At 31.6% G+C, this 26,287-nt stretch carries 23 protein-coding genes; 12 read left to right on the forward strand and 11 right to left on the reverse strand.

What is annotated here, in order from left to right:
* Positions 1 to 2 precede the first annotated feature (2 nt).
* Positions 3 to 737, reverse strand: a complete 735-nt coding sequence (locus tag ABNT22_RS17705) for a polyprenol monophosphomannose synthase (RefSeq protein ID WP_348718042.1) — start codon at positions 735 to 737, stop codon at positions 3 to 5.
* A gap of 69 nt (positions 738 to 806) precedes the next feature.
* Between ABNT22_RS17705 and ABNT22_RS18400 the strand changes: the two genes are divergently transcribed.
* The 6 genes from ABNT22_RS18400 (at position 807) to ABNT22_RS17730 (ending at position 9,301) form a co-directional block, all read left to right on the forward strand.
* On the forward strand, positions 807 to 1,445 hold the full coding sequence (locus ABNT22_RS18400) for a DUF4271 domain-containing protein (protein ID WP_412766897.1): 639 nt from the start codon (positions 807 to 809) through the stop codon (positions 1,443 to 1,445).
* Between the two features lie 12 nt (positions 1,446 to 1,457).
* Complete coding sequence (locus tag ABNT22_RS17710) at positions 1,458 to 2,204, forward strand: uroporphyrinogen-III synthase (protein WP_348718043.1); 747 nt, start codon at positions 1,458 to 1,460, stop codon at positions 2,202 to 2,204.
* Between the two features lie 126 nt (positions 2,205 to 2,330).
* Positions 2,331 to 3,011: a DUF2064 domain-containing protein gene (locus ABNT22_RS17715; RefSeq protein WP_348718044.1), complete on the forward strand. Its 681-nt coding sequence runs from the start codon at positions 2,331 to 2,333 to the stop codon at positions 3,009 to 3,011.
* Positions 3,012 to 3,092: 81 nt separating this feature from the next.
* Positions 3,093 to 6,206 carry a carboxypeptidase regulatory-like domain-containing protein gene (locus ABNT22_RS17720; protein ID WP_348718045.1) on the forward strand — a complete coding sequence of 1,038 codons (3,114 nt, stop codon included), beginning with the start codon at positions 3,093 to 3,095 and terminating at the stop codon, positions 6,204 to 6,206.
* A 78-nt stretch (positions 6,207 to 6,284) separates the two neighbouring features.
* Positions 6,285 to 7,169 (forward strand): sterol desaturase family protein, encoded by an 885-nt coding sequence (locus tag ABNT22_RS17725; RefSeq protein ID WP_348718047.1) that lies wholly within the window; start codon positions 6,285 to 6,287, stop codon positions 7,167 to 7,169.
* A 41-nt stretch (positions 7,170 to 7,210) separates the two neighbouring features.
* On the forward strand, positions 7,211 to 9,301 hold the full coding sequence (locus ABNT22_RS17730; RefSeq protein ID WP_348718048.1) for a S46 family peptidase: 2,091 nt from the start codon (positions 7,211 to 7,213) through the stop codon (positions 9,299 to 9,301).
* A 108-nt stretch (positions 9,302 to 9,409) separates the two neighbouring features.
* Here the strand turns inward: ABNT22_RS17730 and ABNT22_RS17735 are convergent, their stop codons facing one another.
* The 7 genes from ABNT22_RS17735 to ABNT22_RS17765 all read right to left on the reverse strand — a co-directional run bounded on the left by ABNT22_RS17735 (position 9,410) and on the right by ABNT22_RS17765 (position 16,303).
* Positions 9,410 to 9,778, reverse strand: coding sequence for a hypothetical protein (locus ABNT22_RS17735; RefSeq protein WP_348718050.1), 369 nt, complete (start codon positions 9,776 to 9,778; stop codon positions 9,410 to 9,412).
* Between the two features lie 53 nt (positions 9,779 to 9,831).
* Positions 9,832 to 10,071, reverse strand: a complete 240-nt coding sequence (locus ABNT22_RS17740) for a hypothetical protein (protein WP_348718051.1) — start codon at positions 10,069 to 10,071, stop codon at positions 9,832 to 9,834.
* A gap of 19 nt (positions 10,072 to 10,090) precedes the next feature.
* A complete protein-coding gene (locus ABNT22_RS17745) occupies positions 10,091 to 12,244 on the reverse strand; it encodes a hypothetical protein (protein WP_348718052.1) in 2,154 nt (717 codons plus the stop codon).
* A 108-nt stretch (positions 12,245 to 12,352) separates the two neighbouring features.
* Positions 12,353 to 13,612 (reverse strand): POTRA domain-containing protein, encoded by a 1,260-nt coding sequence (locus ABNT22_RS17750; protein ID WP_348718053.1) that lies wholly within the window; start codon positions 13,610 to 13,612, stop codon positions 12,353 to 12,355.
* Positions 13,609 to 14,340 (reverse strand): hypothetical protein, encoded by a 732-nt coding sequence (locus tag ABNT22_RS17755; RefSeq protein WP_348718054.1) that lies wholly within the window; start codon positions 14,338 to 14,340, stop codon positions 13,609 to 13,611. Before ABNT22_RS17755 ends, ABNT22_RS17750 begins: the two co-directional genes overlap by 4 nt.
* Entirely contained in the window at positions 14,327 to 15,325 is a 999-nt protein-coding gene (locus ABNT22_RS17760; RefSeq protein WP_348718055.1) for a glycoside hydrolase family 113, read from the reverse strand. The genes ABNT22_RS17755 and ABNT22_RS17760 overlap by 14 nt, the downstream gene beginning before the upstream one ends.
* Positions 15,326 to 15,436: 111 nt before the next feature.
* The gene (locus tag ABNT22_RS17765) at positions 15,437 to 16,303 is read right to left on the reverse strand and encodes a transporter (protein WP_348718057.1); all 867 of its coding nucleotides are present in this window, start codon (positions 16,301 to 16,303) and stop codon (positions 15,437 to 15,439) included.
* Positions 16,304 to 16,444: 141 nt separating this feature from the next.
* Between ABNT22_RS17765 and ABNT22_RS17770 the strand changes: the two genes are divergently transcribed.
* From ABNT22_RS17770 to ABNT22_RS17795, 6 genes are all read left to right on the forward strand, one after another.
* Positions 16,445 to 17,785, forward strand: coding sequence for an FAD/NAD(P)-binding oxidoreductase (locus ABNT22_RS17770; RefSeq protein ID WP_348718059.1), 1,341 nt, complete (start codon positions 16,445 to 16,447; stop codon positions 17,783 to 17,785).
* A 3-nt stretch (positions 17,786 to 17,788) separates the two neighbouring features.
* On the forward strand, positions 17,789 to 19,411 hold the full coding sequence (locus tag ABNT22_RS17775) for a 4Fe-4S binding protein (protein ID WP_348718060.1): 1,623 nt from the start codon (positions 17,789 to 17,791) through the stop codon (positions 19,409 to 19,411).
* Positions 19,401 to 19,910 carry a hypothetical protein gene (locus ABNT22_RS17780; RefSeq protein ID WP_348727186.1) on the forward strand — a complete coding sequence of 170 codons (510 nt, stop codon included), beginning with the start codon at positions 19,401 to 19,403 and terminating at the stop codon, positions 19,908 to 19,910. The genes ABNT22_RS17775 and ABNT22_RS17780 overlap by 11 nt, the downstream gene beginning before the upstream one ends.
* A gap of 81 nt (positions 19,911 to 19,991) precedes the next feature.
* On the forward strand, positions 19,992 to 20,687 hold the full coding sequence (locus tag ABNT22_RS17785) for a glycosyltransferase family 2 protein (protein WP_348718063.1): 696 nt from the start codon (positions 19,992 to 19,994) through the stop codon (positions 20,685 to 20,687).
* Positions 20,687 to 22,177: a cellulose synthase family protein gene (locus ABNT22_RS17790; protein WP_348718064.1), complete on the forward strand. Its 1,491-nt coding sequence runs from the start codon at positions 20,687 to 20,689 to the stop codon at positions 22,175 to 22,177. The genes ABNT22_RS17785 and ABNT22_RS17790 overlap by 1 nt, the downstream gene beginning before the upstream one ends.
* Positions 22,177 to 23,553: a mannosyltransferase gene (locus ABNT22_RS17795; RefSeq protein ID WP_348718065.1), complete on the forward strand. Its 1,377-nt coding sequence runs from the start codon at positions 22,177 to 22,179 to the stop codon at positions 23,551 to 23,553. Before ABNT22_RS17790 ends, ABNT22_RS17795 begins: the two co-directional genes overlap by 1 nt.
* On the opposite strand, the gene ABNT22_RS17800 is transcribed toward ABNT22_RS17795, so the two are convergent.
* From ABNT22_RS17800 to ABNT22_RS17810, 3 genes are all read right to left on the reverse strand, one after another.
* A complete protein-coding gene (locus ABNT22_RS17800; RefSeq protein WP_348718066.1) occupies positions 23,501 to 24,451 on the reverse strand; it encodes a carbon-nitrogen hydrolase family protein in 951 nt (316 codons plus the stop codon). The genes ABNT22_RS17795 and ABNT22_RS17800 overlap by 53 nt on opposite strands.
* A gap of 210 nt (positions 24,452 to 24,661) precedes the next feature.
* Positions 24,662 to 25,423: an energy transducer TonB gene (locus ABNT22_RS17805; RefSeq protein WP_348718068.1), complete on the reverse strand. Its 762-nt coding sequence runs from the start codon at positions 25,421 to 25,423 to the stop codon at positions 24,662 to 24,664.
* A 101-nt stretch (positions 25,424 to 25,524) separates the two neighbouring features.
* The gene (locus tag ABNT22_RS17810; RefSeq protein WP_348718069.1) at positions 25,525 to 26,247 is read right to left on the reverse strand and encodes an energy transducer TonB; all 723 of its coding nucleotides are present in this window, start codon (positions 26,245 to 26,247) and stop codon (positions 25,525 to 25,527) included.
* Positions 26,248 to 26,287: the final 40 nt, after the last annotated feature.

A 26,287-nucleotide genomic window follows, 5' to 3' on the forward strand; every position in this document is an offset into this window, starting at 1 on the left:
TTCTATTTAGGTAACCCTTTAAATCTCATTTTAACCACTCCAAAGATAGCTTCCTTTATAATTCCCGGACTCAACTTTGATTCGCCTAAAACTCTATCAGTAAAGATTACAGAGACTTCTTTTATGTTAAAATTACGTTTCCAAGCTTTGTATTTCATTTCAATTTGAAAAGCATATCCAACAAATTCAATTTTATCTAATTTTATTGTTTCCAATACCTTTCGTTTATAACATACAAAACCAGCAGTGGTATCATGCACAGGTATTCTTGTTATGAATCGAACATATTTCGAAGCAAAATACGACAATAAAACCCTTGACATGGGCCAGTTAACTACATTTACTCCTACTGAATATCTTGAACCGATAGCTACATCTGCTCCTTCGTTAAAACAACATTCATATAAACGAATAAGATCATTAGGATTGTGAGAAAAATCAGCATCCATTTCTATAACATAATCATATCCTTTTGCTATTGCCCAATTAAATCCATGAATATATGCTCTACCCAGACCATTCTTTTCAGATCTACTTTCTAAAAATAATCTATTGGGGAACTCTTTCTGAAGATTTGTAACAATTGAAGCTGTTCCATCAGGAGAACTATCATCAACAATCAAAATATCAAAGTCTTTTTTTTGATTGAAAGTAGCTTTAATTATTGCTTCAATGTTTTCTTTTTCGTTGTATGTAGGTATAATGACTAAAGCGTCAGACTTCATATACTTTAACATCTAATTTAGTACAAAGATACATTAATTTATTACTAACTTTGTGTTAATTAAAAGCATAAAATTTTAATAATGCAAGCAGTCGAACGTATTGTAAATTACGATTATTGGATTTCTCTATTTTTTGTTATTGCTTTTGTAATACTTGCAATTTTAAAACTGTTAAAACCTAACGGTCTTTACGGATATATAGTTGCTTTTTTTACACCTGGGTTTTTCCATAAACAAGCTGAAAAAAACACACCTTTTTTTTCGTCTTTCCAATTACTTTTATTTGTTTTCACCTCTCTGGTGTTATCACTTTTTTTCTTTGAAATAATCCCTGCATATGTAGTACATAAAAGTATTACTACATTAAGTTACATTTTTGGAGCTACAACTATGTACTTATTAATAAGAGCACTTTTAGATGCATTTATTGTTTCAGTTTTAGGATTAAAAGGTTTTTTAAACTATTTCCTTTATTCAAAATTAGGCTATTTAAAAACTTTAAGTATTTGGTTATTGCCCGTATTAATCCTTAACCAATACACTATAAAAAGCATAAATTTTATCGTTGCCTTTTTTTTAATTTTAGTCGGCTTTCGCTTTCTATTAATAATTTATAACAACAAAAGATTGGTTGTAAACAAGTTATTCTATTTTATTTTGTACCTTTGCGCACTTGAAATAGCACCGCTATTAATTCTTTATAAAACAACAACTACGTAAAGAGAAAAGTATATGAAAGTGAAAACTATTTTAGTGTCTCAACCTGCCCCAAAGTCAGAAACTTCTCCTTACTTTGATTTAGCTGATAAACACAAAGTAAAAGTTGATTTCCGTTCTTTTATTCATGTAGAAGGAATTCCTGTAAAAGAAGTTAGAGCTCAAAAAGTAGATTTAAACAACTACACAGCAATTATCTTAACTAGTAGAAATGCCGTAGATCATTTCTTTAGAATTGCTGAGGAAATGCGTTTTACAGTTCCAGATGACATGAAGTATTTTTGTCAATCGGAAGCTGTAGCATATTACCTACAGAAATATGTAGTGTATAGAAAACGTAAAATCTATGTTGGTAATAGAACATTTCCAGAGTTAACAAAGTTAATTAAGAAGCACAAAGATGAAAAATTCTTATTACCTTCTTCTGACAAGTTAAAATCATTAATTCCTACTGAATTAGACAAATTAGGAGTTGATTGGAAACGTGCAGATTTATACAGAACAGTAGTAAGTGATTTATCTGATTTAGAAAATGTATTTTACGACGTTTTAGTATTCTTTAGTCCTTCTGGAATTGATAGTTTATTTAAAAACTTCCCAGAATTCAAACAAAACAATACTAGAATTGCTGTTTTTGGTAATACAACTATCAAAGCTGTTGAGGACAGAGGTTTACGAGTAGATATTGCTGCTCCAACCCCTGAAACACCTTCAATGACTATGGCTTTAGAAAAGTACATTAAAGAAGTAAATAAGAAGTAAACACTTCTCAAATCATATTTTTTAAAAAACCATCAATTTTTATTGATGGTTTTTTTTATGATTCTATGTAAAGAACTTACCTTTTACTCGACTATTAACATCTTGAAAAAAATCGAGTTACTTTAAATGGTTCATAATCAAAAACAAACTGCTATTATGTTATTTGCCTTCTCTTCAGAGAAAGAAGCAAATAGAAAAGTTTTTGAAGAAAGTGAACAGCTCTTTCAGCAATTAAATCGAAAAACACTTTTAAAAGCTCAAAAAACAAATGTTGATGTTGTGGTTATTACCGAAGAACATCAGATAGGTGCAACTTTTGGAGAACGTTTTGCAAATGCTATTCAATCGGTTTTTAATAAAGGATATGAACAGATTATTACTCTTGGAAATGACAGCCCTAATTTAAAAACCTCACATCTCTTAAAGGCTCTTCATAGTTTACAAAACGATGAAGCTGCTTTAGGCCCATCATTTGATGGAGGAACCTACTTGATAGCTTTAAAAAGAACAGATTTTGTTTTTGATTCATTTAAAAATATTTCATGGAATACTTTCAAGGTTTTTTCTGAACTTAAAAGTTATTTCGCTACACAAAACACTCATGTTCGCGTTTTAAGTTATTTAGCCGATATTGATTCTAGAAAGGATGTTTTCTTTTATATACATCAGTTTAAAAAATCAATTTCTTTCTTACAAGAACTTTTAAGAACGTCAGTTATAAAGATACCTTTGTATTCAAATAACTTTTACGTATCTAAAAAATACGCTTCACTTTTTTTTAATAAAGGCTCCCCTAATACACTTTAATTATTTCAACCATAGAAGACTCTTAGTGATTAAGAATTTTCTTCATTCCAATTCAATAATTAAAGTCAATACATAATTCACGTGAAAACTAAAATTAATGTAATAATACTGCTACTTTTAGCAGTAAGTGTTTATGCACAAGAAACTACAGGTAACTTGGAAGGTAAAATAGTTGATGCTACAAATCAACCAATTCCTTTTGCTACCATCATTATTAAAGATACTGAAACAAATTTTACCTACGGAACTACTTCTCAAGAAACCGGACACTATGTTATAGCTAACATCCCTCCAGGAAATACATATACTGTCGAAGTTAGTTTTGTTGGATTCCATACTTACAAAGCCAATAACACCACCATTAGCTTAGGAAAAACAACCCTCTTAGACATTCTCTTAAAAGAAGAAAGTACTTCTTTGGAAGAGGTTGTTATTACCGGAGCTTCTTCTAGAAAAAATGGAACGGTAATTAGTGCTCAAAAACTATTAAAAACTCCCACAATTAGTAGAAGTGTACAAGACCTAACAAGAAATTTACCAGAAGCAAACTTAAACTCTTTTGGAGGTGCAAGTAACCGTTTTAACAACTTTAATATTGATGGTATTGCAAGTAACGATGTTGTAGGGTTTCAAGAGCCCGCAAGTGGAGCTGCTGGATCTTCAGCTAACGGAACACCAGGAAGTTTATCGCGTAGCCAGCCTATTAGTTTTGGAGCTATTAAAGAGCTTTCAGTAAAAACCTCTCCATTTGATGTAAGCGTAGGAAACTTTACAGGGGCTAATATTAATGTAGTGACGAAAAATGGAACCAACAATACCAAAACAGAAGTTTATGGATACGGTAACAATCAAGCCTTAGTAGGTTCTTATGCCGATGGAATTAAACAAGATGTAAATAGTTTTTACGATGTACAAATCGGGGCAGGAATTGGTGGAGCTTTAAAAAAAGATAAATTATTTTACTATGTTAATATTGAACAAGCGCTGAGCAAAACACCTTTAATAGGCGCTCCAGGAACCAATGGATCTAACATTAGTAAGCAAACGGTAATTGACATTGCCAACAAACTTCAAAACGACTATAATTACGACCCTGGATCTTTTGAAAATAGTAATATAAAAACAGCATCTACTAAAATATTTGCTCGTTTAGATTATAATATCTCTAACAAGCATAAACTTACTTTCAGAAATAATTTTGTTAAAAGTTTTGCAGATAATTTAGAGTGGAATCAAGCTGTTTTTAACTTTGGAAATCAAGGTTACAGACATAATAGCATCTTAAATAGTACTACTTTTGAATTAAATTCAACACTTTCTGAAAACACCTCAAATATTTTAACCGTAGGATATAACAAGGTAAAAGAAGACAGAAGTTATGATGGTAGAGTATTTCCACATATAGAAATTACGGACACTTCTAATAGAATTTTTGCCGGAACTTATAGAGAGGCTTCTATTTACAATACCAACCTCAACACATTTCAATTAACCAATAAGTTTACTTACTATAAAAACAATCATACACTTACTGCCGGATTACTATTACAATACAACGACATTGATTATGGTTTTTTAACTGCATGGAACGGTCGTTGGGCATACAAATCAGTAGATGATTTTTTAAACGATCAACCTTCTAGAATTCGAGGAGTATATCATGTAACAAATAACTCGTTTGATTTTGTAAACAATCGACCATCTGCTACCATAGATGTACTTACTTCTGCTTTATATATCCAAGACAAAATTCGTGTAAATGATAAATTATCTGTAAACATAGGATTACGTTTAGATAATCAATTATTGTTAGATGAGTTACCATTAAGCCCTTTAGTCAAAAACACCCCTGAATTTAGCCAATTCACAAATAAAATTAATGCAAAACCTCATGTAAACCCGAGAGTGAGTTTTAAATATGTTCTAGATGAAAACAAAAATTATACTTTAGAAGGTGGAAGTGGACTATTTACAGGGCGTATTCCTTATTTATGGTTTGCTTATGCAGAATATATTTCTGGTACTGATTATTTTAATGTAGATATAAGACCTGGTGGAAGCACAGTACGACTAGTGGAAAACCTAGGAACTTTAGCCGCACAACAACCAGGTTTAACGGAAATAAATTTAATTGACAATGATTTTGAACTACCAAGAGAATGGAAAACCCGATTAAGTTTTGAAGCAAAACTTCCTGAAAATTTCCGATTTACAACACAAGCTACCTATACTGAAGTTTTAAGGGGAATCTATTTTCAATCAATCAATCGTCGTTTAGAATTTAACAATTATTCTGGAGCAGATACTCGTCAATTTTACAATGGGACCAAAGTAAATGACAACTTCACCAATGTTTTCTTATTGCGAAACACTAACAAAGGATATCGCTATAACCTAACTTTTGGTTTATATAAAGAAGATAAAAACTATAATGGTTTTATTGGATACACCTATGGAAAAAGCAAAGATATTTCGAGTACCGTAAGAAACTCTTCGGCGGCAAATTTTGAATGGAATCAAGCCATCAACTCTCATAATCCTGATCTTTCTTTTTCAAATTTTGACCTACGTCATAAGCTTGTGTCATCACATGGATACAATTTTAATTTCAACAACAAACACCAACTTCAGGCTTCTTTACTTTATACGGGAACTTCTGGAAGCCCTTACTCAATTGTTTATCAAGGAGACGTAAATCGAGATGGTTCTTCAAGAAATGATTTAGTATATATTCCTTCAAATCAAAATGAAATTCAATTACAAGATATTACAGATGGCACTGGAAATGTACTCGTATCTTCCCAAGAACAATGGAATCGACTAAATAATTTCATCGAAAAGAATGAGTATTTAAGAAAAAATCGCGGTTCCTATGCAGAACGAAATGGTGCAAGAACTCCATGGAACCATCAATTGGACGCTAAGCTTTTATACAATATCCCTTTTAAAAACAATCATAACCTACAAGTTAGCTTAGATGTTTTTAACGTTCTTAATTTGATAAATAATGACTGGGGGCGTTTGGTATATGTACCAAACGTGGTGAATTCTAGTTTCAATTTATTAGAATTTAGAGGTGTAGAAAATAATCAACCAGTATATCAATTTACTATAGATGAAAATGCACAACCTTGGGTTACGGATGCTATCAATTCTCGCTGGAAGGCGCAATTAGGATTAAAATATCAGTTTTAAGTTTTGTAACCTATGTAACAATAAAAAACGTTTATTTCAGTAACTTTGAAGTAAACGTTTTTACTACTCCAAGATAGAATGAACAAATACCTTGATATCATAAAAAACTCCTATTCCGATTATTGGAATTATTTAAAACAATCGGTTTTATTAGAACTGAATTGGGAAAATTATTTTTATGGCTTAATTGTAATCTCACTAATTGTTTGGGGCTTAGAAGTTATATTTCCTTGGCGTAAAAATCAACCGTTATTTAGAAAAGATTTTTGGTTAGATACTTTCTATATGTTCTTCAATTTCTTTCTACTCAATTTGATTGTTTTTATTGCACTTTCAAATACAGCTGCTGAAGTTTTTAACGATATTCTGGAAGTTGTAGGTTTGTCGATTGCCAATTTTCAAGTATTCGACATCAATACTTTTCCCTATTGGGCTAGATTGCTTGTCTTTTTTATAATTATTGATTTTGTGCAATGGTTTACCCATACGCTATTACACAAATACGAATTTTTATGGAATTTCCACAAAGTACATCATTCTGTAAAGCAAATGGGCTTTGCAGCACACCTACGTTACCATTGGATGGAACCTGTCGTGTACAATTCCATGAAGTACATTCCGCTTGCTATTATGGGAGGTTTTACTGCACAAGATGTAGCTATTGTTCACTTTTTTAATATTACTATCGGACATCTAAATCATGCCAATATTAATTGGGATTATGGCTGGTTAAAGTATATTTTAAACAATCCAAGAATGCATATTTGGCACCATGCCAAAGAATTACCAGAAGAAAGACGCAAAGGGGTGAACTTCGGAATTACCTTAAGTATTTGGGATTATATATTTAAAACCAATTACATTCCTTACGACGGTAGAGATATTGAAATTGGTTTTGAAGGAGATGAACACTTTCCTAAAGACTTTATTGGACAAGAAATGTACCCTCTTAACAAAAAATAATCTAGAGAATTGTACCTTTATCCGATAAATAACTAAATCAGATGAAGTATATAAAAATTCTATTCTTATTTCTTTTTATTCAAGTTTCTGCGCAACAAGGTGGAATGTGGATTCCTTCTCTTTTAGAAGGAATGAATGAACAGGAAATGAAATCATTAGGTAGTAAACTTACTGCCAAAGATATCTATGATGTAAACAACTCTAGTTTAAAGGATGCTATTGGTCATTTTAATGGTGGTTGTACTAGTGAAGTAATTTCTCCTAAAGGGTTAATTTTAACCAATCACCACTGTGGTTTTGGACAAATTCAGTCGCATTCTTCTTTAGAAAACGATTATTTGAAAAATGGTTTTTGGGCAATGAATTTAAAAGAAGAATTGCCAAATAAAGGATTGTATGTAGAGTTTATTGTTCGAATTGATGATGTAACCAAACAAGCTTTAAATGGTATTACTGATACAATGACGGAACGCGAAAAGCAATCTGCTATAGATAAAAACATCAACCAACTTACCAAAACGGTTCAAAAAGAAGATTGGCAATTGGTAAAAGTGCGTCCTTTTTATAAAGGAAATCAATATTTCTTGTTTGTAACCGAAAAGTTTGAAGACGTTCGTTTGGTTGGAGCTCCTCCAAGCAGTATTGGAAAGTTTGGTAGCGATACCGATAACTGGGTATTTCCACGTCATACAGGAGATTTCTCTTTATTCAGAATTTACGCTGACAAAAATAATAGGCCTGCAAAGTATAGTAAAGATAATGTACCTTATACTCCAAAACACTTTTTACCAGTATCTTTAGATGGAGTAGAGGAAGGTGATTTTACTATGGTTTTTGGTTTTCCTGGTCGTACTAATGAATATTTACCTGCAACAGCAATTAAACATATAACTCAAGAGTTTAACCCGAGTAACATTGCTATTAGAGAAGCTGCATTAAAAGAGATTGATGCACAAATGAAAGCGAGTGACGCGGTAAGAATTAAATATGCTTCTAAACAAGCTCGTATTGCCAATGCATGGAAAAAATGGATTGGTGAAAACTTAGGTATTCAAAAAAGTAATGCCATTGAAAAGCGTAAAGCTTTTGAAACAACTTTTAAAAAGGCCTTAAAAGAAAAAGGGTTAGAAAAACAATACGGTACTATTTTACCAGAGTTTGAAAAATTGTATAAAGACTTTGCTAATATTAATATTAAAAGAAGAAACTTTATCGAAGTATTCATTGTAACCAATGAATTAATGCAAATGGCGTTTAGAGCTTACCAATTAGAACAAACTGCTTTACAAAAACCAGCAAGTTTTGAAAAAGCCAAAGCTTCTTACATCAATCGTTTAAAAGGAATTCATAAGAACTACGATGTAAATGTAGACAAGGGTGTTTTTAATAATGTAATGCCATTATATACCAAGCAAGTAGACACTTCTATTTACGAAAAAACTAGTTTAACGGATTTAGATAAAGCGCTAAAGTTACTAGACGGCGATGCTAAGCAAGTTGTTGAAAACTTAAATAAAGATGCTGCCTATCAATATGCTAAACCTATGGTAGCAGAATTTTACACGAAAATCAATCCAGAGTTTCAACAAAAAAATCAAGCAATTGCGGCTTTACAGAAAAAATACATGAAAGCTTTAATGGAAGCTTTACCAAATGCTCGTTATTTCCCAGATGCTAACAGTACTTTACGTGTTACCTACGGACAAGTAAGAGGATATGCTCCGAGAGATGCAGTATACTACAATCCTGTAAGTTATTTAGACGGTGTTATTGAAAAGTATGTTCCGGGGGATTACGAATTTGATGTTCCTAAAAAACTTCGTGATTTATACAACGCTAAAGACTATGGACAATACGCTGATAAAAACGGAAAAGTACCGGTATGTTTCTTAGGAACCAACCATACTACTGGAGGAAACTCAGGAAGTCCAGCAATTGACGCCAATGGAAACCTAGTAGGGTTAAACTTTGATCGTGTTTGGGAAGGAACTATGAGTGATATTAACTACGACCCTGAGATTTGTAGAAACATCATGGTAGACCTTCGATATGTATTATTTATTATTGATAAATATGCCGGAGCCAAACATTTAATTGATGAAATGAAATTGGTGCATCCAAAAAAGAAATAAAAGACTGAAAAAGTAAATCATAAAAAAAGAGATTCGAATGAATCTCTTTTTTTTACATTTTTATCTAGTTAATAAGATAGTCAAGAAGACTTCTTATTAAAATAATATTTACTTTCTAGGTGTAAAATAATCTTCAACATCCATAAAACGAGTAACATCCGTTTGTACATAAAGCATCTCTAACGTTTCTAAGTCAGAAATAACAGTCTGTTTTTTACCAAATTTAGGTTTACTCATACTTGTAATTAAAACTGTTTTCTTTGTTACTCCATCTCTTAAAAGATGATTTTCATAGAGATAAGAATATATACTTGTTATTCGGATATTATTTTCATCCAACCTCTCTTTTACTCTTTTGGTTATTTCTTGCTCTTTGGCTTCTATTTCTTCTTTCTTTTCAGGAGACCATTTTTTTCTGTTCTCCATCATTTGGAAAACTTCATTTTCTATCTCTTTTATTTTATTTTTATAATCCATTCTTCATTATCATTTTATCTATAAAAGACTTTTATCCTTGATATTCTTGTTTATCACAAATTGTTTTTAAGGTATTCAATCCCCTCATCAGTTATACTGTAAATCCATTCATTACTATCAGATTTAATTAGTTTTTCTAATTTCATTTCGTTTAGTAACTCCATCAAGTCACCTCCTAAAATAGTATCATTAATATTCCTATTTACAATTACCTCCAAACTATTTAACGGAATCTTATTTGTACCGTCCTTAACTAAGTTTAAGGTTTTTAAAATTATAATTTTATATTTCATTTTTATTTTATTTTTAAATTTATAGTCCTAGAAGTTTCCTATCAGAATCAGATAAAAAGTCAATATCTTCAACATCTGGGTGATATAAATTACTATTTCCTTCAAAATCTTTATCGGATATCTTATAATCTTCTAATGTTGCTGTATGAGTATCGTTCCAAACCTTTTGACTATTCGGAATATCAATTTGCTTTGTCTCTTCATATCCAAGAACTTTATATCTCTCGAACTCTCGAATCTCATGGGTATAAAATCTTTTATCCCAATCAGTCGCATCTATTTCTTTGTTTAGTATTCTCTCTATCCTCTCAATCATTTTTCTATTTGCTGCTACATCTTCAAATCTACTCAAATGCTTTTTAACTATTATTATTCCTTCTTTTGTTATACTTACATTTTTCCAACTTAGATTTAAAATTGGACCACCTGCATTCTTTGGATTGAATGGTCTTTTACTATACTTACCTATGACCATTCCTTTAGCTATAGGACCTTTACCTCCTATTTGTTTTTCCTCTAACTCATCAAAAAATTCTTTAACCTGTTTTTTATTAAGCTTTTTTAAATCATTAATTCCTTTTCTTCCATAACGCTTAATATACTGTAGCCCTTTTCTTGAAAAATTAAGAAAGCTAGAAACGCCTTTTGCTAGTTGAAAAACACCTATCAACAAAGATACAATTTGTATCACATCATGTGCTAGGTTGTAATAAAGTCGTTCAATGTTTCCTTCTTGGATAGCTTTTCTATATTCTTTAGTAGCTCCTTCAATGATAGCTTGAAAGATACCTTCCTCAAATAATTTTTTAAGTCCGTTTATAAAGGCTTCTTTCTCTTTTTCACTTCCCAATATTTTAGAGAAAAAAGATAGCATTTCTGGCATTGCTTTAGTTTCATCTATAATTCCATTAATAAAACCACAAACCTTAGCGTTAAATAAAGTATCTCCCTCAATAAGCGGTAAATAGTTTTCTAACTTTGGATTCCATTGATGTTCTTTGAATTTATAGCTCTCAATTTCTTCAACAGCAAAGTTAGCTGCTTGCAAAGCAAGAAATAAAGCTGGATTTGTATCAAATATTTCAGCATTTAACTCACTACTTTCTTTTCTTTCTATAATCCATAACTGTATTAATGCGTCTCCAAGACCTCTATGAGTAGCTCTATCAATAGTTCTTTTACTATAAATATTTCTATCTAATTCGGCTTTAATTTCATTAATGATTAGTTGTTCAATAGAATCTTGCGTTATCTCTTTTTCTTTTAAATCTTTAGCGACATTAGTTCCTAATTGAACTTTTATAAAAGAACTATTCTTATGTACTAACCAAATATAAATTTCATTGGGCTTAGGAGTTACTTTAATACCTTCATTTATTGTTTTGTCTGTTTTTAATTGTACATCCCTTTGCGATTTTTCAACAAACACATATGGTTTATATTTACCAACAATGGTAAAGTCCTCCATAAAAGAAACTACTTTTTTCGAAAAAAGCGCATTGAATTCAGCAAACTCATTAGCCTCACTTTCAACTCCTATAGTACTCAGAACATAGCGCATCATGTTATCATGTACCAATTCTTTATCAAAAAAGTTTTGAAATGTTTTTTTATCCGTCTTATAGCTTTTGTTTTCTAACGAATCTATAGATACTCTTGGCTCACTATTTTCTAGTGACTTCTTTAAATAGTTTTTAAATCGTTTTCCAAATTTAAAGTGTATCTCAATATTTTCTCTTTCATCTACCTCAACAAATGTTAAAACTTCATTTTCAGAAACCTGAACTCGGTCTTTTCTTTCTTCTGCTAACACGCCTTTTGGATAAGTGTAATTAATAAGACTAATTAAATACTCATGGTCATCAAAAGTAAATAGCTTTCTTTCAGCCTTTTTTAAACCACTAAACAATTCAGCCCCATCGTACATCCACATTCCTTTTCCTTTGTAATACTTTTTGATATAAGGTAAAAACTTATCGGCGTAATCAATACTACCGTATCTTTCCTTATCAAGTTTAAAAATTTCGTGTGGTCGTGCATTGAATTTAAGCCCTTCAAAAGAACCTTCTTTAAATGTACTTTTGGGTCGTTGCGCTGTTTTTTGTCCAAAAACCTGTTCAAAACCTTGTTTATTGAACTCATAAAGTTCATCAAGCGTTGTAAATGTTTTCATAGCTTATTTTTTGTAAAATGTTAAGCAAAAATAAAACAAAAAACAGAATAAACAAATATTATTTGTAAAAAGATTGATTTTAACCTGTAAAAAGTTTGACTATAAAGATTAAAAATACTGACCGATACCAAAAACAAATCCTCTTGAAGCTCCTTGGGTTAAACCATATCCGTAATCGATTCTAAAAACGGCATTGAAGATTTTTTTATTGATAAAACGAAGTCCTACACCAGAATAAATTCTAACATTATCACTATCTACAAAATCTGAAAATCCTCCTCCTGGCGTTCTCCACGTACCAAAATCGGTAAATACATTTCCTTGAATGATAAACCACTTTTTTTCATATAAGGTATGACGGTATTCTGTGTTCCAGACTATACTTCCGGTACCTCTATCTACTAATATTCCAACCCCTCTCAAGTTTACATTGTTGTCTAATGCAAAAGGAGCAAAGGGGGTGTTTGAATTAGAAGACAATCCTACTCGTAAACGATTTGCCCAATTTCCTCGATCTCCTAATCTCTTGTAGTAAAAAAAATCATTCCAAAAAACCATGAAATCGTTTTGATATTCATTTTCAGAAGTTACATATTGACCATAAAACTGACTTTTAAAACCACTTATGTATTGATAATAATAATCTAAATTATCATAGGTATAAATTAATTTAAAAAGCTGCTTATTTTCATTTAATCTTTGGGGTACATTATTAGCTACTGCTCCGCTTATGTAATCATATTTCTCTTTGAAAAAATTTACACCAAATTGTACCTGATGCTTACTGTTTATTTGATAAAGAGCTAAGGTTTCAAATGAGATATTTTGGTACCTATAATTCGCTGTTTGATCATCGAAGTACAAGGGCTCTTCACTTACCCAATTTTGATGATGAAAAGCAACTCCCCATTTTCTAGAAAATAATGAAGGAGCTCTAAAATTAATACCATAAGAATTAAATCCATTGTTCTGATAAAAACCTCCAAAAGCAATGTTTCTTCCTAAAAAATTATAATCGCTAACACCAACTTTATAAGCTAGCTTCTTATTGGTGGTGGTCCAAAAATTAATTTCAGGAATAATGGTAAAATTTTCTTCTACATTTACAAATACATTATACGTATTTCCTTCCGAATGAAATACTTGATAGTAAGCGTGAGATATTGCTGGTAAACGCTTTAACCTTGCAATATCATCATTTAGTACTATTGAGTCTAAAGGCTTATCTTTTTTAGAAGCTAACAACTTTTTTAACTCGTAAACCTTTGTTTTTTTTGCTCCTCTTATGGTAATTTCACCAATACTATTTTCTTGCGAAAACAAAGTTAAACCAATAAATAAAAACGCTATAGAAACAATTACTTTCATTTAACCTCAAAACTTTTTTGAATCACCAAATTTACCCAATTGTCTTCACTTACTCCCATCATCGTAAATCCATAATTGCTTCCCAAGATTAACGCAGGAGGCGTTTCTCGTGTAACATTTAAAACAACATTTGATAAATTGTAATATTGAAACATTTTTTCAAAGGTGTACGTTCCAGATAATAACGTTTCATTTGCATCTGTTACTACCTGAAAATAAATAGCATTTTCTTTTACAGTTCCATCATTCCAACTAAACTTAGGAGTGGTTGCTTCAGGAAAATCTATAGCCACTTCATCTATCCATTCCGTTGGTTTAGACTGGTTTTTGATTCGAATTGGATTTGATTTATGAAACTTTCCTTCTGAATTATAGGTTACAATACACCAAACTTCTTTATTACTTTCTCTTACAAACCTTTCTAAATAACCATTAAACACCTTTTCTTTAGGTAATAGAATTTCTTTGTATAAACTGAAATCATTCTTGTCATCTTGAATACTTTCCGTTTCAAAATATTGAATATTTGTTGCCGTTGGAATTGGATAATAAAACACAAAAGAGGTATTAGCATCTGCTTTACTACTCGCAGCACAAGCAATTACTTCATCTTGCACTACACCTAAATTCATCGCTATTACATCTCTTAAAGACACTTGCCCTTCATCTTCAGTAGCACAACTTAAGAGGAATACTAATACAACAAAGCATAGATTATTTATTTTCATAATTCTGTTTAATTATCTTCTCAGCTGGTTTATTTTGCGGTGTAAATCTGTTATTATCAACACCTCCCACCTCATGATAATTTATAAACCACTTCCAAAGAAATCCACCTGCAAACCAATCTTCTTTCCAAAACTGATTGTAGATTGCTTGTAAAGCGTTTTTTTGATTTTCCAAATTAACTTGTCCATTTACCCTATTAGAATCCCACGGTTCTTTACCAGTAAAATGAACACTCCTATATCCATATTCTGTAAATAAAACAGGCTTATTTACTTCTTCCCTAACTCTTACTATTTCTTGTTTGTGCTTTTTCCATCCTTCTTCAAATTCTTCAACAGATGGCGAGTGTTTTTTACTTAATGGAAAATAAGCGTCTATACCAATAAAATCTAAATCTTTCCAAAAAGGGGTTCTTTTAAATTCATCCCAATTTGCGGCATAAGTAAGTTTACCAGTATATACTTTTCGTATTTTTTGTATCAACTCCTGCCAAAACGCAGGTCTTTTTTCAACAAATTTTTCGAGTTCTGTTCCAATACAAAAAATTTCTGCATTTATATCTTTGGCAGTTTGAGCAAATCCTAAAATAAACTTTTCGTAGCTCTTTTCTAAAGTTCTCCAATCTTCTTCCGAGGTCATTTCTATTTTACCTGTATAAATCCCTCTAGAAACCCAAATTTGAGGTTTCACCATTACCTTAAAAGATTCTTTTTTTAACTCCTTTGCATATTGTTTTAATCCGTCATTCGTTTCTCCAAACCATTGCCATTTTGCATTGTAGTTTACCTTGGGAGATGAAATATCTCTTATAAAGCCAAAAGGCATCAGCGCTACATAGTTCGCTGACACCTTTTTAACTGGTTCTATATGTTCTTTGTTAATAGCTTCTGAAGAAGCTACAAAACTTACTCCATTAATTTTTTGTGCTTGACTTGAGCATGATAAACATACCAAGCCTAGCAAAATAAGTTTAACTATTTTCATTTATATCAAATTTCAATAGTCATCAACTGTTAAATAATATTTTAACAACAATAACCTGTATTATAACTAACCCAAAAAGAAGGTCTTATAACTCCCAAGTTAAACATTATTTTAAAATAATGCCCTTAATCCTAAATTAAAACTCTGTCCTAATCCGTTATCGGTTCCTCTTACAAACTTGCTATACAATACCTCTAAGTTTAAAACTTTTGATAGCTGGTACTTTCCACCAAATCCTAAAGCTGTATAATCTTGTGTAAAATTTCCAAATCGTTGAGAATGTTGAACGAAACCTAAAACGGTAGACTTATCTGATGGAAAATAGCTCATAAAAACTGCTGGTACTAATAAAAAAGTATCATTTGCAAAGCTTGTTTCTTCTCCAAAACTATATTCTGTGTTTAATTCTGTAAATAACTGCCACTTTCCATTTGGCAACGTGTAATCGTAGAAGAATCTGTTTTGAAAAATCCAACTACTCTGATCTAAAAACACGTTGTTTTCGCTTTCATTACTTACTAAAGGAATGTGAATTGCCGTTTGAACAGAAAAATTCCCAACGTTTTCAATAGGTTGCCATTTAATTGCTGGGGCTATCGAAGTAAGACCTTTTCTGTCTGTACTCGTATCATCAAAACTAAAAACAGACAATGCCTGTCTTCCTCCTACAGTATTAGAGCGAAACTCAATAATAGCACCCACATTGATTCTATTATTTTCAGAAACTCCAGTAAAAACTTCAACTGTAGATGTAAAATAATTCTCTCTTAATTTATCTTGCGAATCTCCATTGCTATCTGCAAATTTTGTCTCTGTATATAAGTTATTAAACCATTTAATATCCCATTGCCCTTTATTTAAAAGCTTAGACGGTGTATAGGTTTGAATATTTGATTTTGCATCACCTTCTTGTGAATATCCGTTTGAAACAAATAAGGTTGCAACTAAAATAAAAATTGAAATGATTCTACTTTTCATGGTTAAAATTTTAACAATTAATACCTCAGTCGTTTCTCATGAGAATCAATTACACGCACTCTTTATTTATACTCATTCTAAATTTAAAGTTCTCATTAAGTTATTAACTTTAACAACGACCTAATTCGCAAATCAACTTATATGGAACACGTTGTTATTATAGGAAATGGTATTTCAGGTGTAACTGCCGCAAGGCATATCAGAAAACTCTCTGATAAAAAGATTACAATTGTTTCTGGTGAAACAGACTATTTCTTTTCGAGAACTGCGCTTATGTATGTTTACATGGGGCACATGAAATTTGAACATACACAGCCTTACGAATCTTGGTTTTGGAAAAAAAACAGGATTGAATTAAAAAAAGGATTTGTTACTAAAATTCATACCTCTAAAAAAGAGTTAGCGTTTATAAATGGTGAAACTTTATCATTTGATAAACTCATAATTGCCACAGGATCAAAACCCAATAAATTTGGTTGGCCTGGACAAGATTTAAAAGGTGTTATGGGTATGTACCACAAACAAGATCTTGAAAACCTTGAAAAATACGCCCCTGATAACCAAACGTGTAAAAGAGCTGTAATTGTTGGTGGAGGATTAATAGGTATAGAATTAGCGGAAATGCTACATAGTAGAAATATCCCTGTAACCTTTTTAGTAAGAGAAAATAGTTTTTGGAATGGGGTTTTGCCTGCCCAAGAATCCGCAATGATTAATAAAGAGATTCTAGACAATCATATTGATTTACGTTTAGGAGTAAACCTAAAAGAAATTAAGGCAGATGCTAATGGTAAAGCTAAATCGGTAGTTATTGCTGAAACAGGTGAAGAAATTGCTTGTGATGTTGTGGGACTTACCGCGGGAGTTTCTCCGAATATTAATTTCGTTAAAGATTCTGATATAGAAACTGGTAGAGGAGTAAAAGTAAATCGTTTTTTAGAAACAAACATCAAAGATATTTATGCTATTGGTGATTGTGCCGAACAGCATGAAGCAATAGGACAACGCAGACCTATTGAAGCAGTTTGGTATACTGGAAGGATGATGGGGGAAACCGTAGCGCAAACCATTTGTGGAAACCGCATTGAATACAAACCTGGACATTGGTTTAACTCAGCTAAGTTTATTGATATCGAATACCAAACCTATGGTTGGGTTTGGGCGCAGCCTAAAGAAAATGAAGCTCGCTTTTATTGGGAACATGAGAGTGGTAAAAAATGTATTCATATAAATTACGATCAAAAATCTAGAACATTTATAGGTATCAACACTTTTGGTATTAGAATGCGTCATGAGTTTTTTAATAAGGTTCTTACAGAGAAGAAAACAGTTGATTACGTTTTAGAACATTTAGCAGATGCCAACTTTGATCCAGAATTTTATAAGCTTCACGAACCTGAAATCGTGGCAAAATTCAACAAAGAAAACAACACTAACATTCAACTTAAAAAGAAGAGTTGGAAACGAATTTTTAGCGTTTAAAACATGAAGAATATTAAACATACTGGACTAATCATTTTTTTAATTGGTCTATCAATCTTTACAGGAAGTATTTTCTTAGGTTCATTTAGTTTAACCTCAGGAGAATTAGATGAATTCTTAAAAGAGAAAAATTATAAAAGTGAAGTAATTAAAGAAGAACTTACCAAAGCAGTAGTTACTTCTGATGAACTAAACATCTTTGAGTTCTCTAGTAGAGTCCGAGGTGCTTACCAAGCTTCAAATGATCATTACGATGCATTGATTGCAAAGTATGACGCGGAAAAAAACTGGGACAAAAAAGGAGAACAATATCAATATAAAATCTTTGGAAAACCACATACTTTAAGTTTCGATCTAGCAAAAAAAGCAGGAAAAGGATTTGTAAAAGAGAACCAAGGGTTACTTTGGTGGCTTACCTTTGGATTAGGAATCCTTGGAGCTCTGTTATTTATTCTTCCAAATCTTAAATTATTAGGAAATCCTGGAATCAAAAACAATGGAATTTACCTGGAATCAAGTACCAACCGCGGAGCAATTGCATGGTTCGTTTTAGTATACTTAGTAACTTTTTACCTATTGTTATATTTCATGCCAGATTATGTGGTTAACTGGACTTATATATTAGACCCTATTAGCAAGGCTTTAAACGGAGGTGCAGCTTCTCAGTGGTTTGTATACGGATTCTTATACTGCGTTATCATGATTGTGATGGCAGCAAGAATGTATATTAAATACAGACACAATAAGTACCAGGTTGTAAGAACTACTTCAGTTTTGTTTTTTCAAATAGTATTTGCCTTTTTGATTCCAGAAATTATGACCAGCTTAAACATGCCTGGATATGATTTTAAAAATGCATTTCCTTTAGATTACGATTTCTTTTTTGAGTGGAATTTAGACAGTTTAAAAAACAGTGGTGCTGTTGGTATTTTTATACTGGTTTGGGGTATTGTTTTAACGCTTATTATTGTTCCTGTAATGGTTTATTTCTTTGGAAAAAGATGGTACTGTTCTTGGGTTTGTGGTTGTGGAGGATTGGCTGAAACATTAGGAGACCCATATAGACAACATTCTGACAAAAGTTTAAATGCATGGAAATTAGAACGATGGTTAATTCACTCTGTGTTGGTTTTTTCTTTGGTGATGACTCTGGTAACTTTATATTGTTATTTTACAGGAGCCGAGTCATTTATCGGAATTAAATCTCAATGGATAAAAGACACGTACAGCTTTTTAATTGGAGCTTGGTTTGCGGGAGTTATTGGAACTGGTTTTTACCCAATATTCGGAAACCGTGTATGGTGTCGCTTTGGTTGTCCATTAGCTGCTTATTTAGGTTTAGTACAACGTTTCAAATCAAGGTTTAGAATTACTACCAATGGAGGGCAATGTATTTCTTGTGGAAATTGTTCTACTTATTGTGAACAAGGTATTGATGTTCGTTCTTATGCACAAAAAGGAGAGAATATTGTTCGTGCTAGTTGTGTTGGATGTGGAATTTGTTCGGCAGTATGTCCTCGTGGTGTATTAAAACTTGAAAATGGACCGGAAAAAGGACGTATTAATCCTACAGAAGTTCTATTAGGAAACGATGTTGATTTGATGAAATTAGTGAATGAAAAATAATTTTTTATATCTGTATATCTTAAAAAAAGAAATAATGTGTATTGCATTGTTTCTTTTTTCTCTTCAATTATTTTCTCAAAAAGAATATCACAAAGCTTTTTATTCTAATGGACAAGTTAAGGAAGAGGGTTGGTTACAAAAAGATAAAAAAACTAAATATTGGAAGTTTTATTACAAAAACGGTGTCTTAAAAAAAGAAGGTCATTTTAAGAATAATCTTCCTACAAAATATTGGTACTTTTACCGCAAAGATACCTCTAAAGAAAAAGAGGGACATTTTGTAAATGGTAAACAAAATAAATGGTGGCTTTATTATGATAAAAACGGAAATGTAAATCATAAATGTCAACTTAAAAACAACAAAAAAAACGGTTATTGTTTACTCTATAGAAAACAAAAGCTTGTAAAAGCAGTAAAATTTAAAAACGGTAAAAAAATAAATGAATGGACCGATTTTTCTTCCTTTAAAAAAGAAAATAGCTTAACAGACTTACAATAAACCATCTATATTAGTTTTAAGTCATGCTTCTTTTGAGTAAAGAGAAAATTGAGAACATTTAATTAGCGTTAATTCACAAGAATGAAAAAAGTAACAATTAAGGTAATTATTCCTGCTTATAACGAACAAGATTCTATTGCCAATGTAATTAATGATATTCCGAAGATAGTGGATGAAGTAATTGTTATTAGTAATAACTCTACTGATAATACAGAATTAAACGCTAAAAATGCAGGCGCAACTGTTTTAAGTGAGAACAGAAAAGGGTATGGGTACGCTTGTTTAAAAGGAATGGATTATGTTGCCAACCAAGAAAACCAGCCTGATATTATTGTTTTTTTAGACGGTGATTATTCCGATTATCCTGAGCAACTTACAGAAATTGTTAATCCAATTCTTAATGACAACCTAGATTTTGTAATCGGAGCTCGTGTAAAACGACTACGTGAACAAGGATCTATGACTCCGCAACAAATTTTCGGAAACTGGTTAGCAACTTTTTTAATGAAGTTATTTTTTAGTGCAAAGTTTACCGATTTAGGTCCCTTTAGAGCTATCAAGTACGATAAGCTTCTTGACTTAAAAATGGAAGACAAAACTTATGGTTGGACCGTTGAAATGCAATTAAAAGCATTGAAACAAAAATTGAGTTACACAGAAATCCCCGTAAAATATAGAAATAGAATTGGAGTTTCTAAAGTTTCAGGAACCGTAAAAGGTAGTATATTAGCGGGCGTTAAAATATTAGGTTGGATATTTAAATACAGTTTTAAATAATGGTTTTAGAATATATAATTATAACGGTTTATACCATTTCTCTTGTATTAATACTTATGTATGCTTTGGCACAGTTAAACTTATTGTTTAACTATTTAAAATCAAGAAAAAAGCAAGATAATTGCCCTAAATTTGATTTATCAAAACCTGAAGAAATTCCATATGTAACTATTCAATTACCCGTGTTTAATGAATTGTATGTTATGGAACGTTTATTAAACAATATTGCTAAAATAAAGTACCCAAAAGACAAATTAGAAATTCAGGTTTTAGATGACTCAACAGACGAGTCGGTTATTGCTACAGCTAAACAAATAGAAGAACTTCAAAAAACTGGATTAGATATTCAACACATACGTAGAGAAAATCGTGTTGGATTTAAAGCAGGGGCTTTAAAAGAAGGACTAAAAACAGCCAAAGGTGAATTTGTAGCAATTTTTGATGCCGACTTTTTACCGGAAGAAGATTGGCTAGAAAAAACAGTTCCTTATTTTAAAAATGAAGAAATTGGTGTTGTACAAACACGATGGGGTCATATTAATAGAAATTATTCTACTTTAACAAAAATTCAAGCATTTGCGTTAGACGCTCATTTTACCTTAGAGCAAGTAGGTAGAAACAGCAAAGGGCATTTTATCAATTTTAATGGAACTGCTGGTATTTGGCGTAAAGAATGCATATACGATGCTGGTAACTGGGAAGGAGATACCTTAACTGAAGATTTAGATCTTAGTTACCGCGCACAATTAAAGAAGTGGAAATTTAAATATTTAGAGCATGTAGTAACTCCTGCAGAACTTCCTGTAATTATAAGCGCTGCTCGTTCACAACAATTTAGATGGAATAAAGGTGGAGCTGAGAACTTCCAGAAAATGTTAAAAAGAATTATTACAAGTAGTACTATTCCTTTTAAAACCAAAATTCATGGAATTTTACACTTGCTTAATAGCTCTATGTTTACATGTATTTTCTTAGTTGCTGTTTTGAGTATTCCTATGCTGTATATTAAAAACGAATATGCACATTTACGAATATATTTCATTGTTATGAGCTTCTTTGTAATAAGTACGCTTATCTTCTTTGTTTGCTATTGGTTTATGTACAAGCGAACTTATGGTGGCGGTTTTCTAAACTTTATAAAGTACATAGGCGCATTTTTCTCTTTCTTCTCTATAGCAATGGGCTTTTCATTGCATAATACTGTTGCTGTATTAGAAGGGCATATTGGAAAGAAAAGTGAATTTGTACGTACACCTAAATTCAATATAAAAACTTTAGCTGATAGCTGGAAAAACAATAAATACATCAAAAAAAGACCTTCTTTAAATGTGGTAATAGAAGGTTTATTAACGCTTTATTTTGCTTTTGGTATGTATAGTGCGTTTATTGTTGGTGATCAAGGGGGAGATTTCGGTTTATTCCCATTTCATTTGATGTTATTTATTGGATTTGGATATGTATTCTATAAATCTATTTTCTCAAAAGCTTAATGAATAGTTTTAAAAAATACAGTAATCCTTTATTGGTTATTATTTGCCTATTACTGTATTTTTACTTTTCCTATTTTCTGGAAAGAACGGAGTTTAATACACTGATATTTTTATGGTGTTCACTATTCGCGGGTTCTTATATTCTTTGGAAAAGAAACCTAGATAACTTTCAGTTTTTAGCCAGTGCTTCATTGCTTTTTAGATTGGTATTTTTATTTGCCATTCCCAATCTATCTCAAGATTTTTATCGTTTTATTTGGGATGGAAGAATGATCTTTGAAGGATTAAATCCTTATTTATCACTACCAGAAACATTTATCGAACAAAGAAATTACCCTATTCATCAGGCTGTTGAACTTTATGAAGGAATGGGAGCTATGAACGGTAGTCATTATACAAACTACCCTCCAATCAATCAGCTTTGTTTTTTCATTGCTGCTTTATTTTCTAGTAAAAGTATCTTAGGTAGTGTAATTGTATTAAGAGCTTTAATCATATTTGCAGATTTTGGTATTTTATATTTTGGTAAAAAGCTTTTAGAAAAGCTTAATTTACCTGTACATAGTATTTTCTTGTACATGTTAAATCCATTTATCATTATCGAACTTACAGGAAACCTTCACTTTGAATCGGTTATGTTATTCTTTTTAATTTGGTCTTTGTATTTGTTATCTCAAAGAAAATGGATTCTTTCGGCTATACTCTTGGCGTGTTCTGTTTCTGTTAAATTGATTCCTTTATTGTTTCTTCCACTTTTCTTTCAATGGTTTGTAAATAATAAATCATCTCTTTTTAGTGGATTAAAACAATTGGTTGGTTTTTACACATTAACCCTGTTGACCATTCTCTTATTTTTTGTACCATTTTTCTCACCAACATTAATTGATAATTATGCCAATTCTGTTGGTTTATGGTTTCGAAATTTTGAGTTTAATGCGAGCTTTTATTACATCGCTAGAGAAATAGGCTACCTGTTTAGAGGATATAATGAAATTGCCATTATTGGTAAAATCGCACCCGTTTTAACAGTTATATTTCTATTGGTTCTAACTTTTTTTAGAAAGAATAAATCTTTTACAGAACTTATAACCGCAATGTTATTTGGGCTTTCCTTTTACTATTTCACAACAACAACAATGCATCCGTGGTATATAGCAACATTGTTAATTTTATCGGTATTTACAAAATATCGATTCCCTGTGATTTGGAGTCTGGTTATCATTTTAAGCTACCAAGCTTATGCCAACACGCCTTGGAAGGAAAATTTATGGTTTATAGTTCTTGAGTATGTTGTTGTATATGGTTTTATGTTTTGGGAACTTTTTAGTCGTAAAAAACAGTACTCTGACGCTCGCGATTCACTTGTAACCTTGTAACATCTGGTCTTGAATAATGACCTACTGGATCAAAGTTTTGTCGTTCTTCTAATACACTATTAAAATCGATTGTTTCAATTATCAACCCTTCTTTGTTTATTACTGGAGGAATTACCCATTCTCCATCGGGTCCTGCAATACAAGAACCACCATTAGCCAGTGTATCTTTAGCATTGGCCAGAATCTTATCTAAATGTGGAGTATCTTTAGGAAAGTCATCTTTTCTCATCATACTAGATACAGAAATAACAAATGACCTTGATTCTCTTGCTATAAATCTTGTAATGTCTTTGGTATTAAAATCACTTCCAGGCCAAACGGCTATATGCAAATTTTCACCCAAACCATAAAGTGCTGTTCTTGGTAATGGCATCCAATTCTCCCAACAATTGAGTCCTCCCACAGTAAAATCTTTTAGAGGATGCACTTGTAATCCATTTCCATCTCCTGGAGACCAGGTTAAACGTTCTTCATATGTAGGCTGTAACTTTCTATGAACCGATTTAATTTCACCTTGTTGATTTATATAAACCAAAGAAGCATAAATACTATGTCCTCCTCTATTCTGAGCACGTTCCATGATTCCTAAATAAACAGCTATATTATGTTGTTTTGCTAAAACACAAATAGTATCCAACTCTCCCTTTTCAATAGTTATAGAATTCTTTACATAATGTGCATGGATTTCCTTTTGAACTTTGGAATTAAACTGTGCTCCATTTGTTAACTCAACCCAAAAAGGATATCCAGGAAGCAACGCTTCTCCAAAAACGATAAGTTCACAATTACTTTCGGAAGCTTCTACAATACTCTTTTCTATTTTTTCTAAAGTTAATTCTTTGTTTAACCATACTGGGCTAATTTGAGCTAAAGCTACTTTAAGGAAGTTATTAGACATACTATCTTTTTAGATAAAGATATAAAAAAACCCACTCAAAAAAACTGAGTGGGAAAAATTGCTATGAAAAAGAAAAAGAAAGTGGTTTTTCAACCACGTCTCAAATATAAATAAGTTTTTCTTTTAACCAAAAGCTTTTATCGAAAAAATAATATTTTTTTAACCTATGTTAAATACTCAATTAAAACGAGTTTTTTAACTGTATCAAATTTACTCTACTTTAAAAGCAATTGGTAGTGTATATCTAACTTTTACTGGTTCATTATTTTGTTTTCCTGGCTCAAACTGAGGTATTTTAGTAATCACTCTATTTACCTCTTTTTGCAATCTCTTATGAGGTGCTTTAATTTTTACATCGGTAATGTTCCCATTCTTATCAATTACAAATTGTGTATATATTTTATACTTTCCAGACCTTAAACCCGCGTCTTGAGCAATATCAGAATTAAAATAACGCTTTACATGCTTTTGAATTTTGTTTTCAAAGCATATTCTAGTTTCTTTCTCACTTAAGCCTTCACATCCTCTAAAAACAGGCACATTCTGGACATTTCTAATTGAAACTGGATTAGGATCATCTTTTGTATCAATATCTTCTTCATAAGCTTCTTTGAACGAATCCACATCTATAACAGCTGTTGTATCATCTTTCGAAGTATCAATAATAGTTTCAACTACATCATCATCATCTGCTTTGATAACATTACTCAAATCTTTAATTGGCTTTTTCTTTTTAGCTGGCTCTAGCTTTTGCTTTTCTACTTTTTTAACCAAAATAATAGGTTGCTGATCAAAATTAAAAGTTTTAGGCAATTCTGTTCCTTCATTCATAGCAACGGTGCTCTGTGAAACCGAAGTTTCGTGTTCTAAAGCTAAATAAACAACAAACAGTACTAGGACTAGACCTAATTGCATAAAAATTGCTGAGAACTTTTCAAGTTGCTTTTTTGGGTACTTTTTGGGCATTTTCATAGTTTTAAATTTTAATGTTAATATTTTCTTAAAACCAAAAAACATGCCATAAAAAAAGACAACCGATTGGTTGTCTTTATAATATCTTAAATAGCTACGTATTATTCTACGTTGAAAGTAATTGGTAATGTATATCCTACTCTTACCGCTCTACCTCTTTGTCTACCAGGTTTCATCTTTGGAATCTTCTTAGCAACACGCATTGCCTCCTTTTTTAATCTTGGGTGTGGTGCTCTTGCTCTTACGTCAATGATAGATCCATCTTTGTCAATCTTAAACTGAACGTAGATTCTTTTTTTACCAGGAGCTAATCCTAATTCGTTTGCCAATTCAGCGTCAAAATAACGTTGAACGTGCTTTTGCATCTTTTTATTTAAACATGCCTTCTTTTGAGCTTTTGTACCAGAACATCCAGGAAATACCGGTACTTCTTCGATAATTGCAAAAGGTACATCCTCAACTAATTCCTCTTCCTCTTCTACTTCTACAATCTCATCAACCTCAACAGCTTCTGATTCGTCTGTTTCAGTAGATTCAAGGACAGTCTCTTCAATCTCTTTTTCATCCTCTACCACTTCAATCTTTTCAGGTGTTGGTGGTGGTGGAGTTTTAGGTTGTGGTTTTGGGGGCTCAATTTGAAGTTCAATAGTTTCTTCGTCTACGTCAGAAGCCATATCAGCAACTCCTAAGTCTCCATACTCTTTATCGTATGTTTTGTTTTCAATCGCTACATAAGTAACAAATAAAGCTAAAACCAAACCTAGTTGCATGAACAACTTGCTATAATTTTCAAGATTTGATTTTGGATTTTTTTTAATTTCCATCCTAAATGTTTTTACTAGGTTGCTAATTTAATTAATTTAT

The organism is Tenacibaculum sp. 190130A14a (assembly GCF_964048965.1).
Classification (GTDB): Bacteria; Bacteroidota; Bacteroidia; order Flavobacteriales; family Flavobacteriaceae; genus Polaribacter; species Polaribacter polynesiense.